The 14870-nt window shown below is 42.7% G+C and carries 7 protein-coding genes; 4 read left to right on the top strand and 3 right to left on the bottom strand.

Annotated features, from left to right (window positions below; all coding sequences use genetic code 11):
• Positions 1–11 precede the first annotated feature (11 nt).
• The 4 genes from E0E36_RS12000 to E0E36_RS11985 all read left to right on the top strand — a co-directional run bounded on the left by E0E36_RS12000 (position 12) and on the right by E0E36_RS11985 (position 8797).
• On the top strand, positions 12–3152 hold the full coding sequence (locus tag E0E36_RS12000) for a SusC/RagA family TonB-linked outer membrane protein (protein ID WP_130856161.1): 3141 nt from the start codon (positions 12–14) through the stop codon (positions 3150–3152).
• An 18-nt stretch (positions 3153–3170) separates the two neighbouring features.
• Positions 3171–4871, top strand: a complete 1701-nt coding sequence (locus tag E0E36_RS11995; RefSeq protein ID WP_130856160.1) for a RagB/SusD family nutrient uptake outer membrane protein — start codon at positions 3171–3173, stop codon at positions 4869–4871.
• A gap of 41 nt (positions 4872–4912) precedes the next feature.
• Positions 4913–7306 (top strand): glycoside hydrolase family 2 TIM barrel-domain containing protein, encoded by a 2394-nt coding sequence (locus tag E0E36_RS11990; protein WP_130856159.1) that lies wholly within the window; start codon positions 4913–4915, stop codon positions 7304–7306.
• Positions 7307–8371: 1065 nt separating this feature from the next.
• A complete protein-coding gene (locus tag E0E36_RS11985) occupies positions 8372–8797 on the top strand; it encodes a nuclear transport factor 2 family protein (RefSeq protein ID WP_130856158.1) in 426 nt (141 codons plus the stop codon).
• 102 nt (positions 8798–8899) lie between these two features.
• Here E0E36_RS11985 and E0E36_RS11980 read toward each other — a convergent pair whose 3' ends face one another.
• From E0E36_RS11980 to E0E36_RS11970, 3 genes are all read right to left on the bottom strand, one after another.
• Positions 8900–10465: a SusD/RagB family nutrient-binding outer membrane lipoprotein gene (locus E0E36_RS11980; protein WP_130856157.1), complete on the bottom strand. Its 1566-nt coding sequence runs from the start codon at positions 10463–10465 to the stop codon at positions 8900–8902.
• A gap of 12 nt (positions 10466–10477) precedes the next feature.
• Entirely contained in the window at positions 10478–13576 is a 3099-nt protein-coding gene (locus tag E0E36_RS11975) for a SusC/RagA family TonB-linked outer membrane protein (protein ID WP_130856156.1), read from the bottom strand.
• Positions 13577–13984: 408 nt separating this feature from the next.
• The gene (locus E0E36_RS11970) at positions 13985–14632 is read right to left on the bottom strand and encodes a hypothetical protein (RefSeq protein ID WP_130856155.1); all 648 of its coding nucleotides are present in this window, start codon (positions 14630–14632) and stop codon (positions 13985–13987) included.
• Between the last annotated feature and the right edge of the window lie 238 nt (positions 14633–14870).

The raw sequence follows: 14870 nt of genomic DNA, 5'->3' as shown, positions 1-14870 counted from the left end.
CCAACAGCATTATGAATTCTATTTACAATCAAACACGAGGATTTGCACGAACATGTTTGGCACTGACTACCTTTTATATCTTTGCCATTCACAGTGTACAGGCCGCTGTTATTCCAACCAAGCTTGGAGTTAAACAGACTAATGTAAAACAACAAGCCATCGTAGGTACAGTGGTAGACGAAAGCGGAAACCCGCTCCCTGGAGTCAGTATCCGCGCAAAAAATGGACAAGGTGGGGGCAGTACCGATATGCAAGGAAAATTTAGCATACAACTCTCACCTACAGAAACGACTTTGGTGATCAGCTATGTAGGTTATCTAACGCAAGAGGTAACCATTGTCCGCAATCAGGCCATGCGTATTGTCTTACAGCCCGATGCTCAAGCACTTAATGAAGTGGTCGTTGTAGGCTATGGAACGCAAAAGCGAGCAACAGTGACTGGATCTATTTCAGAAGTAAAGGGAGCTGATATGGTCAAAAGTCCGCAACCAAACGTATCCAATTCACTTGCCGGGCGGTTTTCAGGATTGGTCGCCACCAATAGAGGTGGAGAACCGGGCTACGATGGCTCCCAAATACGTATTCGTGGTGTATCAACAACCGGCAATACCGATGTGTTGGTAGTGGTAGACGGTGTGCCCGGTCAGGTCGGCGGGTTAGAGCGATTGGACCCTAATGATATCGAGAGTGTAAGCGTACTCAAAGATGCCTCCGCGGCCGTCTACGGAAGCAGAGCCGCTAATGGCGTTATTCTAGTAACCACTAAAAAAGGCAGCAGCGGCAAACCCACGGTCTCTTATAGTTTCAATCAAGGTTTCGCTTCCCCTACCCGATTGCCAAAGATGGCCGATGCGGCCACCTACGCAACGATACGCAACGAAATAAGTTATTATAACAACCCGTCCGGTGGTCTGTTTCAATCCTATTCTGCTGATGAGATTGAGAAATTCAGAAATGGATCCGATCCCGAGAATTATCCGAATACCGACTGGCAACAAGAGGTATTGGCTAATACTGCCTTACAAAGCCAACATAATCTCTCTGTAAATGGAGGATCAGAGAAGGTAAAATATTTTGTCTCGGCCGGAACACTCAAACAAGATGGTATTTTTAAAAACGGAGTAACCAATTTCAAGCAGTATAACTTCCGTTCCAATATCGACTTGGATGTAACCGACCGCTTCAAAGTGGGCATGTCCTTAGCGGGCCGCGAAGAAAAACGTTTGTTTCCCACGACCGGGGCAGGCGATATTTTTCGCAATTTATACCGCGCCTATCCTACCGTATTACCACGTTACGCCAATGGTTTACCAACCACGGGTATAGAGAACAATAACCCGATTATGATGGTAACTGATGCCGGCGGAACGAATCAGAATCCGAAGCAAATTTTTAATGGTATTCTTAGAGCATCTTATCAATTACCGGTTGAAGGCCTTATGCTCGACGGCTTTTTTTCCGTCGATCGCTCTACAGAATCGGGAAAAAACTTTATTGTTCCTTACCTGGTATATAGTTATGATGCAACCACCGGAATCTATCAACCACGCACCGTTGGCGAGTCTAAAGCACAATTACAACAATTTCAAGAAAATACATCCCTAACTACCTCGCATATTAAATTAAATTATGAACGCAGTTTTGGCTCCCATAATATAAAAGCTTTTGCGGCTTATGAGCAAAGTGAACGGACACTGAACCGAATGGAAGCCGGACGCCGTAATTTCCCTTCTTCGCTTACCCCCGAACTATCACAGGGAGGAACTGCGTTGGAAGACCGCACGAATGCAGGATTAAGCTGGCGGGAAAGCCGCAAAAGCGTGATTAGTAGGATCAACTATAATTATGAGGAAAAATACTTAGTAGAAGCCCAACTCCGTGTGGATGGTTCATCCATCTTTCCAAAAGACAGTCGTTATGGTTATTTCCCGGGTATTTCCGCAGGTTGGCGCATTTCACAGGAAGATTGGTTTAAAAACAGAGTCAAATTCATCGATGACTTGAAGTTACGGGCCTCCTATGGTGAGCTGGGCGGTGATAATGTAGGCGCGAATCAATTTGTTAACAACTACATTTTTGGAAATTATTATACCCTTGGCAATAGCATATATCCTGGCATTGATTTAAACAAATTGGCCAACCCGAACATCACTTGGGAGGTTTCCAAAAAAACAGATATCGGCTTTAACGCGCAATTTTTGAAAAACTTCAACATGGAATTTATTTATTTCATGGAGAAGCGCTCTAAAATACTTTTACCTCGTAATGCTTCCATTCCAGGCAGCACCGGTATTGTTAACCCGTTTCCAACCAACGACAACACGCCTCTTGTTCCCTCTGAAAACATAGGTAAAGTTGATAATACCGGGCTAGAAGCCACTTTAGGTTATCAACGAAATGGCACGGTCAATTTTGGCATTGCAGGTAATATCACCTATGTCAAGAGCAACGTAGTTTTTAGAGATGAATCACCCGCAGTTTTACCTCATCAAAGTCAAACCGGTAGGCCACTAAATAGCTATCTTTTGTATCGTAGTGCCGGCATTTTCCGTAGCCAGGAGGAGCTGGACGCCTACCCACATGTTGCGGGAGCAAAGGTGGGTGATTTAATTTTGGAAGATTACAATGGCGATGGTGTCATTACTGCCGATGATATGGTGCAAACCAATTTAGGCAACATTCCACAGTTAACATTCGGTTTAACGCTAAATGCTTCGTACAAGCAGTTTGACCTCTCCGCCGTATTTGCAGGTCAAGGGAGGGTGCGTCAATACATTTTAGCCGAAGCCGGCACCATTGGCAACTACTTTAATACCTGGGCAGAAAATCGGTGGAGCCCGGAAAATCCCAATGGTAGCTATCCACGCGTTGACGAACGAGCTTCTTCCTCCATCAGCGGCGGATTATATAAGAACGATTTTTGGTTGTTCAATACGGCTTTTGTTCGTTTGAAAAATGTAGAATTAGGGTATACGCTGCCGGAAACACTGATAAACAAGATAGGCATCAAATCATTAAGGTTTTTTGCTAGTGGATTTAACCTTTTTACCGTTACGAAACTGAAAGACTTTGACCCTGAAGGTTCAAGCGAGAGCAGCCAATTTTATCCGCAACAGCGCATTATCAACATAGGCGCCAATGTACGTTTCTAACCTTTAAACGCTAAAAACATGAATACCATATATAAAACAAAATTAGTTGCCTTAGCAGCGTTGGTACTAACAACGGCTGCGTGCAAGAAAGATTTCCTCGATGTTACGCCAACAGACAAAGTGTCGGATACAGCTGTTTTAAGTGATTCCGTCTTATTCGAAGCATTTGTCGTCAATCGCTACCTTGGCGTACGGCTTATTGATAAGGAAGCTGAAGGAACGCCTCCTGGCTTTGGAAGAGGTTTTGAGTATGCTATGTGGTCGTCGCTATCGGACGAATCGATTTACAACAATGACGATAACACTTGGTTTATTCAACGCGGACAGCTTTTACCGGAAAATACGGGTATCGCCGGCACTTTCTGGAAACGGAGTTATCGTAGCATCCGTGAATGTAATTACGCCTTAACTCATATTAACGAAGTTCCGATGAGCGAAGCCCACAAGAATTTATTGGTTGCTGAACTGAAATTCATCCGAGCCTTCCGCTACCACGACCTGATCCGCAATTACGGAGGAATCGTTTTGTTGGGTGATAAAGTAGTCGAGTTAACGGATGATTTCAGTGATCCCAGCTTATTTAAAAGGGAAGACCTAGCTACCAGCTTAGCTTATGTTTTATCCCAATTGGATGAGGCTGCTGCCGGACTTCCGGAAAATAATAGTAATAGCTGGCTTCGTGGTCGCGCAACGAGAGGCGCTGCTTTAGCACTTAAATCTCGCTTAACGCTCTATGCGGCCAGTCCGCTTTATAATGTTGGGACTTGGGAAGCGGCGGTTCAAGCAGCCAACGCTGTCATTGCGCTAAATCGCTATACTATCTCACAAAATGGTTACCGCGCACTTTTCCGCAAGACGAGTGATGATAATGAAATCATTTTTGCCCGTTATTATTCTGTTGGAGCTCGACATGTTCCCATGGAAATTGCCAACGGCCCTAATGGTTACGACGGTTGGGGAGGCAATGTACCTTTACAAAATTTAGTAGACGCCTACCGCATGGCTAATGGAAAGTCAATTTCTGACCCTACCTCAGGATATGATCCACAAAATCCTTATATTGGACGTGATCCTCGTTTTTATCAAACTATTTTTTACAACGGAGCCGGTTATCGTGACCGAAATGTTGAGACTTTCCGTCCCGGTGGCCGTGATAGCCAAGACGGCCCGTCTAACTGGAATACCAGTAAAACCGGTTATTACCTACGAAAATTTATCGATGAAGACATGCCGATTAATAACCCTTGGAATATTGCAGGTTTACAACCGTGGATTTATTTTCGCTACGCCGAAATACTCTTAAACTTTGCAGAGGCGGCGAATGAACTTTCCGGACCTGATGCAATACCTGCAGGTGCCCGCTTTTCAGCGCGTGAAGCTTTGAATCAAATCCGTAGCCGGACGGGTGTTGAAATGCCTGCTGTGCCCGCAGGTTTAAGTCAAGAGGCTTTCCGAGAACTTGTGCGTAATGAAAGGCAAATTGAATTAGCCTTTGAAGAACACCGCTTCTATGACGTTCGTCGTTGGAAAATCGCAGAGCAGACAGAAAACGTACCTGCTTATGGTATAGAAATCACCAAAAACGGAAGCACCTTTAATTATACACGTAAAATTGCGCTTGATGGCAGAAGTTTTGCGGCGAAACACTATTGGTTGCCGATCCCTCGGGAGGAAATCCAAGCGTCCAATAACACCTTGCAGCAAAATCCCGGATACTAGCAGAAACGGTAAATTTATATTTAACTAACAAACAGCAGTTCATGAAAGAATTTGTCAGCATACTGATGGCCATAATCTTCGGATTATCGGCTATGGCCCAACAAAAAGTACTTTTTAATGATCAATGGAGGTTCCACTTAGGGGACATTTCGCAGGCCTCTGAAAAATCATTCAACGATCAAAGCTGGCAGCGGGTAGTATTGCCCCATGATTGGACCATCGCCGGCCCTTTTGATAGTCGGTGGGCAAGTGCTACCGGCTACCTTCCAGGTGGCGTCGGTTGGTATCGCAAAACATTTAAGCTATCATCACAAGATGTCAAGGGCAAACACAGTATTTATTTTGACGGTGTCTATAAAAATGCAGAAGTTTGGGTCAATGGTCATTACTTGGGTAAACGTCCCAACGGCTTTATCCCTTTTTTTTATGACCTTAGCCCGTATCTAAAGAGTGGAGAAAATGTACTGGCGTTAAAGGTAGATCACAGTCAATTTGCTGACTCCCGTTGGTATACCGGCTCCGGCATTTACCGTAACGTATATCTTATCAAGCAGCAGCCGCTACATTTTGCCACTTGGGGGATTACGTTTCAAACCCCTACCCTGAACGGCAGGGAAGCAAATGCAACAGTGGATATTGATCTAATCAATGAAGAGGCCTTAACTTCCGATGTGACACTAACGGTTTCTTTGTTAGACAAAAGCGGTAACACCGTCGCTCAAGAAAAACAGCAAGTCCATTTAACCGGCAGTAAAGAACAGCAAACAACCGCCAAATTACATCTTTTAAATCCCAATCGATGGTCGATAGAAAATCCTTATTGCTATACCCTGGCTATAGAACTTACAAAGGCTAATAAAGCCATCGACAGTTATCAAGAGAAAGTGGGATTCCGAACTTTTCGATTCGATGCCAACAAAGGTTTCTTTCTAAACGATCAGAACATGAAACTAAAGGGAGTTTGTATTCATGACGATGCAGGCGCCTTGGGAGTTGCTACTTTTGAGAGTGTTTGGCGCAGAAGACTTAAAACATTAAAAGAAGGTGGAGTAAATGCGATACGTATGAGCCATAATCCACACGCTGACTTCTTTTACACTTTGTGTGATGAACTCGGCCTATTAGTGATGGATGAAGCTTTCGACGAATGGGAATTTGGTAAAAACAAATGGATCTCGGGATGGAATGTAGGCAGCCCCGGAAAAGACGGCTATCATCAGCATTTTAAAGAGTGGTCCCAAACCGATGTCAAAGACATGATTCGAAGAAACCGAAACCGGCCTTCCATTATTATGTGGAGTATCGGTAATGAGGTTGATTATCCCAATGATCCTTATAGTCATGAAATCCTGAGCGGGGGGAACAATCCACAAATTTATGGAAAGGGTTATTTGGCTGACCATCCGCCGGCCAGTCGACTTAGTGTGCTTTCAAAATCACTGGCAGAAGCTGCAAAGAGCGTCGATTCTACTCGCCCCATTACAGCGGCCCTGGCAGGTGTAGTCATGTCAAATACGACAACCTATCCTGAAAACGTAGATATAGTTGGCTATAACTATCAAGAGTATCGCTATGCAGCGGATCACGCTAAATACCCATCACGTGTTATCTATGGCAGTGAAAACGGTATGCAATATAAAGCTTGGCTTGCAGTAGATACAAACGATTATATTTCCGGACAATTTCTATGGACCGGTATTGACTACCTCGGCGAGGCTGGCAAATGGCCTACAAGAAGTAATGGCGCAGGGCTATTAGATCTCGCGGGTTTGCCAAAGCCGGAGTATTATTTCAGACAGAGCTTATGGGCAACAAAACCCATGGTTTACATTGGCACCTCGCCTATTCCCGATGGTGATGATAGCGGTATCTGGAGTCACAAGAAAGCGGATCCCATTTGGGAGCCTACTTATGGTAAACGGCAGAGAGTTACTTCTTTTTCAAACGCTGAAGAAGTAGAACTCTTCCTAAATGGAAAGTCATTAGGAAGAAAAGCAAAACAAGATTCCAACACCGGTTACATCTATTGGGATATCCCCTTTGAGCCTGGTACGTTGGAAGCAAGAGCCTATCTTGATCAAAAACAGGTCGCTACTTACACGCTACGATCTACTACCAAACCGACTCAACTAGCTTGTCGGATTTTGAACGAGAACGAAACTGATAAATTAAAAGAGATATTGGTGCAAGCGGTTGATGAAAATGACAATCCCGTATACATGGCTAATGATGCAATAGAAGTACAAATTGACGGGCCGGGTGAGTTTAAAGGAATGGAAAATGGAAATCATCAAAATCTAACAAGTTATTTATCACTTCGTAATCAGTTGCATCACGGGAAAGTATTAATTTATATTTATAAACAAGAGCCCGATAAAAATGTAGCTGTAACCATTAAATCCGCTTCTTATCCGGCTGTAAAAATGCAGCTCTAACATCGGATTTTTACAGTTGTTTCTTGCATACAGCTTAATAATAAACCCCTATTTTCAGGTAGTACCATTTCATGGATAGCAAACATATTTGCTATCCATGAGCTTTCAGCAATCAGCTTTCGGTTTTCAGCTTTAGATAGTCTGTCTGTCGGTTATAAGTTCTATGTTATAGGTTTTAAGTGATCGGCTATCAGAGGCCAGCTTTCAGTCGCACTACCCCTTCTCATTATCACATTGGCTCATTAACAAGCTGTCAGAAATCGGCTATCAGCTTTCAGTCGCACTAACCCTTCTCATTATCACATTGGCTCATTAACAAGCTGTCAGAAGTCGGCTATCAGCTTTCAGTCGCACTAACCCTTCTCATTATCTCATTGGCTCATTAACAAGCTGTCAGAAGTCGGCTATCAGCTTTCAGTCGCACTAACCCTTCTCATTATCACATTGGCTCATTAACAAGCTGTCAGAAGTCGGCTATCAGCTTTCAGTCGCACCAACCCTTCTCATTATCACATTGGCTCATTAACAAGCTGTCAGAAGTCGGCTATCAGCTTTCAGTTGCACTAGTCCTTCTCATTATCACATTGGCTCATTAACAAGCTGTCAGAAGTCGGCTATCAGCTTTCAGTCGCGCTAGCCCTTCTCATTATCTCATTGGCTCATTAACAAGCTGTCAGAAGTCGGCTATCAGCTTTCAGTCGCACTAACCCCTCTCATTATCACATTGGCTATTAAGCTATAAGCAATAAGCGCTAAGCTGTAGGTGTTACCGAATACTGCTACTACTGCAACCATTCAACGACTCAACTACTTTCCTACTTACTACTCAATTATTTCAAACATAATACCTCAACTATTTAACGACTCAACTATTCAACTACTTCTTAACGACTCCACCATTTAACGACTCGCCAATTTTCACCGAAAAATCCCTGCTATTTACCGAGTTCTCCGCATAGCTCACCTAATTTCACTCGAGCCGCATGTTCCTTTGCTTTACCTTTGAATCAAAGAACAAAATATAACAGCAAATAATAAAAAATTAACCCTTTAAATCGTAAAGTCATGAGAACCTCCATTAAATCCATCATCGCTGCCATTATAGTTATTACTTCAAGTGCTTTTGCTAATGCTACAACAGATAAAAACTTAAATACAGCAGAAAGCACTATCCATGAATACATAGATGGTATTACCTTAGGCCGTACAGAAAATCTGGAAGAATTATTTACCGAAAACTTTAAACGTAACACCCCGGGTAAAGGTGTTGTTCATAGCCACACCAAAGCACAGGTAATTAATTTTTTAAAACAGAACAAAAATTTAAAACAAAATTGTAAAACCCAATACAATGTAATCGAACAAAGTGCTCAATTTGCGCTTGCGCAGATAGAAATGAAATACCCGGATTTTACAAAAGTTGAATATGTTCAATTATGTCGAGAAGGCAACGGATGGAAGATCAACCAAGTAACTACTACTTATAGATAGGTCGTAAGCCTTTGCAGAAGGTCTGAAAACAGGAAACAAATACGTAAAAAGTAAGCCACGTTTTAAAACCGTGGCTTACTTTTTACGTATATAAGTCTCCTATTATTCCACGTCCCACCACATACGCGAAGTCATTCGATCCCCGTTACGATAACGGGAAACCGCTTCATTATAGTTCGCGGTATTGATCGATGCTTCGCTGGTTGGATACGTAAAACGACGGGGCACCTTGCCATTCGTCACATTATTAAAATAGTTTACTTCTTTTAATATTGGATAGCCTGAACGCCGATAATTTGTCCAAGCCTCGTACTCATCCATAAACGTTGCAATCCAATATTGCGTATTAATTTGTTCCAACGCCTGATTGGCATCAAATGGGTTAGCAGTTAAGTAAGCTGTGGCCTGTGACTCTGTGATGGCCGGTGACGCCCCCAACTGGTTCATCTGCAAGATGGCCGCTTTTACCCCTTCGTCGTAGTAGGTCTTGGCGTCACCCCCTATCCAACCACGATTTGCTGCCTCAGCCAATAACAGTTGCGTTTCTGCATGAGTCAATAGAAAGCTTGGTGCATCCAAACGCGCGTAGGTATAACGATTCACAATCGAATAGTTGTTAAGATTTCCCGGCCAGTTCGGCGCTTTTGAAATATCCGTTTCAGCGCCCAATTCATCATAACCGTTTGGCATACCTAATTGCTTGGAAGCTGTAGTATCTCCCAAATCATAGTTTGCATTCCCGTAAGCCAATTGAGGTGCTTCAGCTACCGTAGCGATATAAATAAGTCGAGGGTCATTGGTGCCTTTTAATTGATTGATAAAAGCCTCGCTCACCCGCGATGCGTTAGCATCTTGATAAACCAATACCTTTCCGTATGCATTGGCCGCATCTGTCGTATTTAACTGATGCTGCATTATGGCATTGTCATCATTACCGGTAAATACACCACCTTCTAATGCTCGGTTTACCCATTGACTACCGGTTTGAGGGTCTACCTTTGACAAACGCAGCCCCAAACGCACCATGAAAGAGTAGGCAAACTTCTTCCATTTATCAACGTTACCGCCGTAAATTAAATCAGCCGTCGATAAAGTATTGGCGGCATTGGCGTCTAGCGCACTTGCTGCCTCGTTCAACTCTTTATATAAATCATGATAGATTGCCTCCTGGGTATCATACTTCGGATAGCCAACACCATCCAAGTAGCCCAGCCCTGCTTCGCTATACGGAATATCACCGTATAAGTCCGTCATCTTTTGAAAGATTGCAACACGCATAATACGAGCGATGTGATAAGCATTAGCTTTTGCAGGATCGTCTTTGAATTTGCTGAGCACCATGGTAATGTCTTTCACAGCATTTGGATAATCACGATCCCAGTGTGCAGCATTATAAGCCGCATCATAGGTATATTTATCACCGTTCCAATAACTTTGTGTAGAAGCGAGGTGCTGCACCATGGTAGCACAATAGATTAAACCGTTTCGCCAAACATTATAATCAGTGCCTGCATGGTACACTTGAGCTGAAGAGAATAATAAATTATAATCCATCCCATTCTCCGGGATTGCATTCGGATCGGTATTGATTGCTTCAAAATCCTTGGTACAGCTCCAAAAGGTAGTCGCTGCCAAAGCCAAGGTCAATATGGACTTAGAATATCTCATTGGATAATATTTTTAGAACTTAACATTAAGATTAAAGCCAAAACTTCTTACAGGGGGATTGGATGTAGCCTCTAGCCCCTGTGCATTTGAATTGTTGTAAGCAGACTCCGGATCGATGTTCGGCGTGTGCTTCAACAAGGTCGCCAGGTTGCGGGTAACCAGTGAGATAGTAGCAGCCTTAAAAGGCATTTTTTGCAAAAAGCTACTCGGCAAGGTATAACCCAACGATAACTCACGCAACTTAATAAAACTTGCATCGTATACAAACTCTTCCGCAATGTTATTATTGATGGCTAAATTTTGATAATAATTTTGTGCCGGTACCGCCACGGTATTCGGACTGCCATCTTCGGTAACCCCGGCTCCAATAACTCCACCTTCACGTCCATTTAGTGTTTCTTTATGCAAACCCGCATTATATAAAAGTAAGTTGGTCGCTGAATACAATTTGGCGCCAAACTTAAAGTCGAATAATGCAGACAAAGAGAAGTTTTTGTATTTGAATTGATTGGAGAAGCCACCGGTTATTTTGTAAACGCCCGAACCTAATGGTACGACACCATCCGTACGTAACGGATTACCGTCCGAACCATAAATAATATTCCCCTGATCATCCCGTCTATAGGCAAAACCCATAATCTGGCCATAACGCATACCAACCACATTACTCACGACCACGCCACTTCCGTAAGCCGCCTCTGACCCCTGGATGGTCAAGGCATTTACACCTTCACCTAAATACTTAATTTCACTATCATTAAAGGCCAAGTTTAAGCTTGTATTCCACGTAAAGTTGTCGTTTTGGACAGGTGTTCCTGAAATCAATCCTTCGATACCCCGATTACGCACCTCACCAATATTCTGAATAGCTGCATTAAAGCCGGAAGCTGTACTCGTACTGATGATGGCAATATCGTCCTTTGTATCTTTTTGATAAACTGCAGCATCAAAGCTTAAACGATTATTGAAAAACTGCATATTTAAACCAGCCTCATATTCACGAATTTGAACGGGCCGCAGATTCGTGTTCGGCACGTTCTCATTCTTTACGTAACCCAATGGCACTCCGTCCTTATCATAAGTTCGTAAAGAAAAATTCAGTAAATTCTGATAAGGAGTTGTTCCATTGGACGATTCAGCATAAGAGGCTCTGAATTTGGCAACGCTGATTGCTTCCGGTAAATCGAAGGCCTCACTGAATACAAAACTGGTGCTCACTGACGGATAGAAATAGTTGTTGTTACTAGGGTTTAAAGTGGAGAACCAGTCGTTTCTTCCTGTGAAGTTCAAGAATAGAAAATCCTTATAACCAAAGTCTGCCGTACCATAAAAAGAGTTTACTCGAAAACGCTCGTACTCGGGCACATATTTAGTATTCGGTGCATTGATATTATTAATATTATACACATAAGGCACAATAAAAGGTCCCGCGGCACCGCCTAACAGGCCGTAGGCACGGTTAATGTTGTCCTGGTGATTACCGCCTAACGACGCGTTGATACTAAAATTCTCACCGATCTTCTTATTCGCGGTAATCAAAAAGTTGGCGTTCAGTTCGCGGAAGTTACGCTCATATTCTGTCAGCTCGCCTCCATTTGCATAAGCCGTTCCGGTAGGCGTTACCTTTCTAAATTGAAAAACATAACCATCCCTACTCACTTGTCCCTGAATAGATAACCAGTCTAAGATATCATATTTCAGTGTCGCCGCCCCGGTTAAGCGGTTACGATCCGTATTGTTCTGATGTTCGTAGGCTAAAAAATATGGATTGTTGAAGTAGAGGTTTGTTCCAGGAAGCAATTCATTCCCGTCAGCGTTACGATAGGGATTTAGCCATCGAATGTCGTAACCATTTCCTAAATACAAGGTTGAAGCATTAATATTCGTAGAGTTATTAGCTAACAAAGCCCGATTTTTTACCTGTTCAAAGATATAATTCGCAGTAATGGTTAACTCTAGCTTATCAGTAATCTTATAGCTGGTATTCGTGTTAATTCCCTGTTGCTTCATGTTCGAATTGGGAATGTTGGGATTGTTATATAAGTTCGATAAGCCAACGCGGTAACGCACCTTCTCACTACTTCCGGCAATAGCAACTGAGGTTTGGTTATTGATACCGTTTCTATAGAAATTCTTCCAATTATCCGGCCCGGGAGAATAGGTATAAGTATTACCTAATAAATTCACTGCTTCGGAACCATCAAATCGAGGCCCCCAGCTGGAAACAGCTGAGTTAAGCGCGGAAGTTGCCGAAGTAGGTTTTACCCCTTGCGTACCTTGTCCGTATTCGTTTTGAAAATCTCTGAAGTCGATAATATTGTTCAGGGTGAAGTTGTTATTCAGCTCAACAGATAAGACCTCACCCGCCTTCCCACTTTTTGTGGTGATTAAGATAGCACCATTACCGCCACGGTAACCATATAGAGCTGAAGCTGCCGCACCTTTCAATACTTGAATGTCGGCAATGTCATCGGGGTTGATATTCGATAAACCATCACCGAGGTCGAGTCCGCCGTATTGTCCCGCACTGCCTTGATTGGTATTGTCGAACGGCACACCATCAATAACATACAGCGGTTGGTTATTGCCCGTCATCGAAGCATTACCTCGGATCACAACCCGACTGCTACCGGAAGCTCCTGTGGCATTATTCGAGACACTAACCCCGGCAACTTTACCGGTAAGGGCATTACCCAAGTTTACATCACGCGATTGGGTAAACTTATCCCCCTCTACCCGGGTGGTGGAATAACCCAAAGCTTTCGATTCGCGTTTAATCCCCAACGCACTTACGACGACCTCATTCAGCGCATTGGTTTCCGGAGCAAGGGTAACGTTCATTATTGGATTATCACCAACAGCCACCTCCTTTCGAGTATAACCGATATAGGTGAAAACAAGGATTTCTCCTTTTTTCGCTTTGATTTCGTAGACTCCGTTGGGCGAAGTCTGAACGGATTGTTGCTGTCCCTTAACCATGACGGTAACGCCGGGTAATGGGCCTGATTCATCTTTCACCGTTCCTTTAATCGTTTGCTGTGCATACAATTGAGCTGTACTCAGCAAAAAGAAAAATACAGCTCCAAGGAGCATTTTGTAGTACTGAAACATAGTTTAAAAATTACAATATTTAACTTGTAGAGGGACCGATAGCGCAAACCGGTCAAGCTATAACCTAATCCCAATAGAATTAAACGTTTTAGCAACAATTATTTTGCCGTACTTGCACTGACTATGCGTTTAAACAGATAAAAAAATTTACGCAGGTGAAAAGGGCTTATATATTCAGGTGATTCATTTAACTGGCCTCCAAATTATCAATTGTTATTCAAACACTTAACCAGTTATAAAATATATACAGATATATTGATTGTCGATTGATTCTTTTTTGACAAATAACAGAGGATGATCCTCACCCGCACCTGCCAACCACAAAAATCTCCACAAAATGTAGAAAAATGCCATCGTTGGCAGTAATTCTAACGGAATTAAAACAACTTTGAAGCTGAATACATGAGGTCATCGCGTCGCACGATTTAAGAAAGATTTTTTAATACTAAGCGAAAAATAGAGTAGGCGGTCATCATGCCGACTATACATATTGGCGTAACCGTCTAATTCATCCCCAAAGTAAAGTCCCAGTTGAGCATTTGCGTTGATAGCCCAAGTTGGTCCGCTTATCGAATAGCCAAAGGGAATGTCAATACCTAAATTTAATGGCACAAATACCGCGCTGCTTTCATCTTCACCTACCAAATGTGCATCATTTGGCGTTCCTCGGTTTGCATCAATTTCATTTCGCAATAAACCAATCCCTGTGCCTACATAAATATTACGGATCAAGGATCTGAAAAAATGTTCACGGATATAAGTCAACTCGAAATTTTCCTTGTCATCGATCCACAATAACCCTAAGCGCGCTTTTGCATTGATGTTAGCGCCCATGTAATTATTTTTGGCCATTCGTCCCATCGGATCGTTAGCAGCAAGTCGACCCATCATTCCTTGCACACCAACTGTCATAAAAGGAATCACAATATAATCAGCGCCTATATGATAGCCAAATTTCAGTGGCTTATGCATCATTTCACCGTAAAGCTGAGTGGCTCCGGCTCCCAATTCCACGCTCAGACCTCCTCCAAATTGGCAAAAAGCTAGATAAGGCATTGAAAAAAATATACCAAGAGTTATACAGTAAAAAATTTGACGATTATATATAAAGATCATGATGATATAATTTATGGCTATGATAACATAAACGTTATCGGCGATAAATTAGTCTTTAAATATCGATTTTCTTTATTCAAGGCTTAATTTAGCCAACATTCACAGCCTTCGTTCTTTTCCAACAATTAGTATGTCTTTAAATAGAAAAGATAAAATATACAGCAAGCAGGGTTTTCTA

Source organism: Olivibacter jilunii, from assembly GCF_900607235.1.
GTDB classification, from domain to species: domain Bacteria; phylum Bacteroidota; class Bacteroidia; order Sphingobacteriales; family Sphingobacteriaceae; genus Olivibacter; species Olivibacter oleidegradans.
Note: the sequence above shows the minus strand (reverse complement) of the source record. Positions and strands in the feature narration are given on the sequence as shown.

Bases quoted from the DNA above. Each gene is read 5' to 3' on its own strand.
- E0E36_RS12000 (WP_130856161.1), top strand. From the start codon at position 12: ATGAATTCTATTTACAATCAAACACGAGGATTTGCACGAACATGTTTG.
- E0E36_RS11995 (WP_130856160.1), top strand. From the start codon at position 3,171: ATGAATACCATATATAAAACAAAATTAGTTGCCTTAGCAGCGTTGGTA.
- E0E36_RS11990 (WP_130856159.1), top strand. From the start codon at position 4,913: ATGAAAGAATTTGTCAGCATACTGATGGCCATAATCTTCGGATTATCG.
- E0E36_RS11985 (WP_130856158.1), top strand. From the start codon at position 8,372: ATGAGAACCTCCATTAAATCCATCATCGCTGCCATTATAGTTATTACT.
- E0E36_RS11980 (WP_130856157.1), bottom strand. From the start codon at position 10,465: ATGAGATATTCTAAGTCCATATTGACCTTGGCTTTGGCAGCGACTACC.
- E0E36_RS11975 (WP_130856156.1), bottom strand. From the start codon at position 13,576: ATGTTTCAGTACTACAAAATGCTCCTTGGAGCTGTATTTTTCTTTTTG.
- E0E36_RS11970 (WP_130856155.1), bottom strand. From the start codon at position 14,632: ATGCCTTATCTAGCTTTTTGCCAATTTGGAGGAGGTCTGAGCGTGGAA.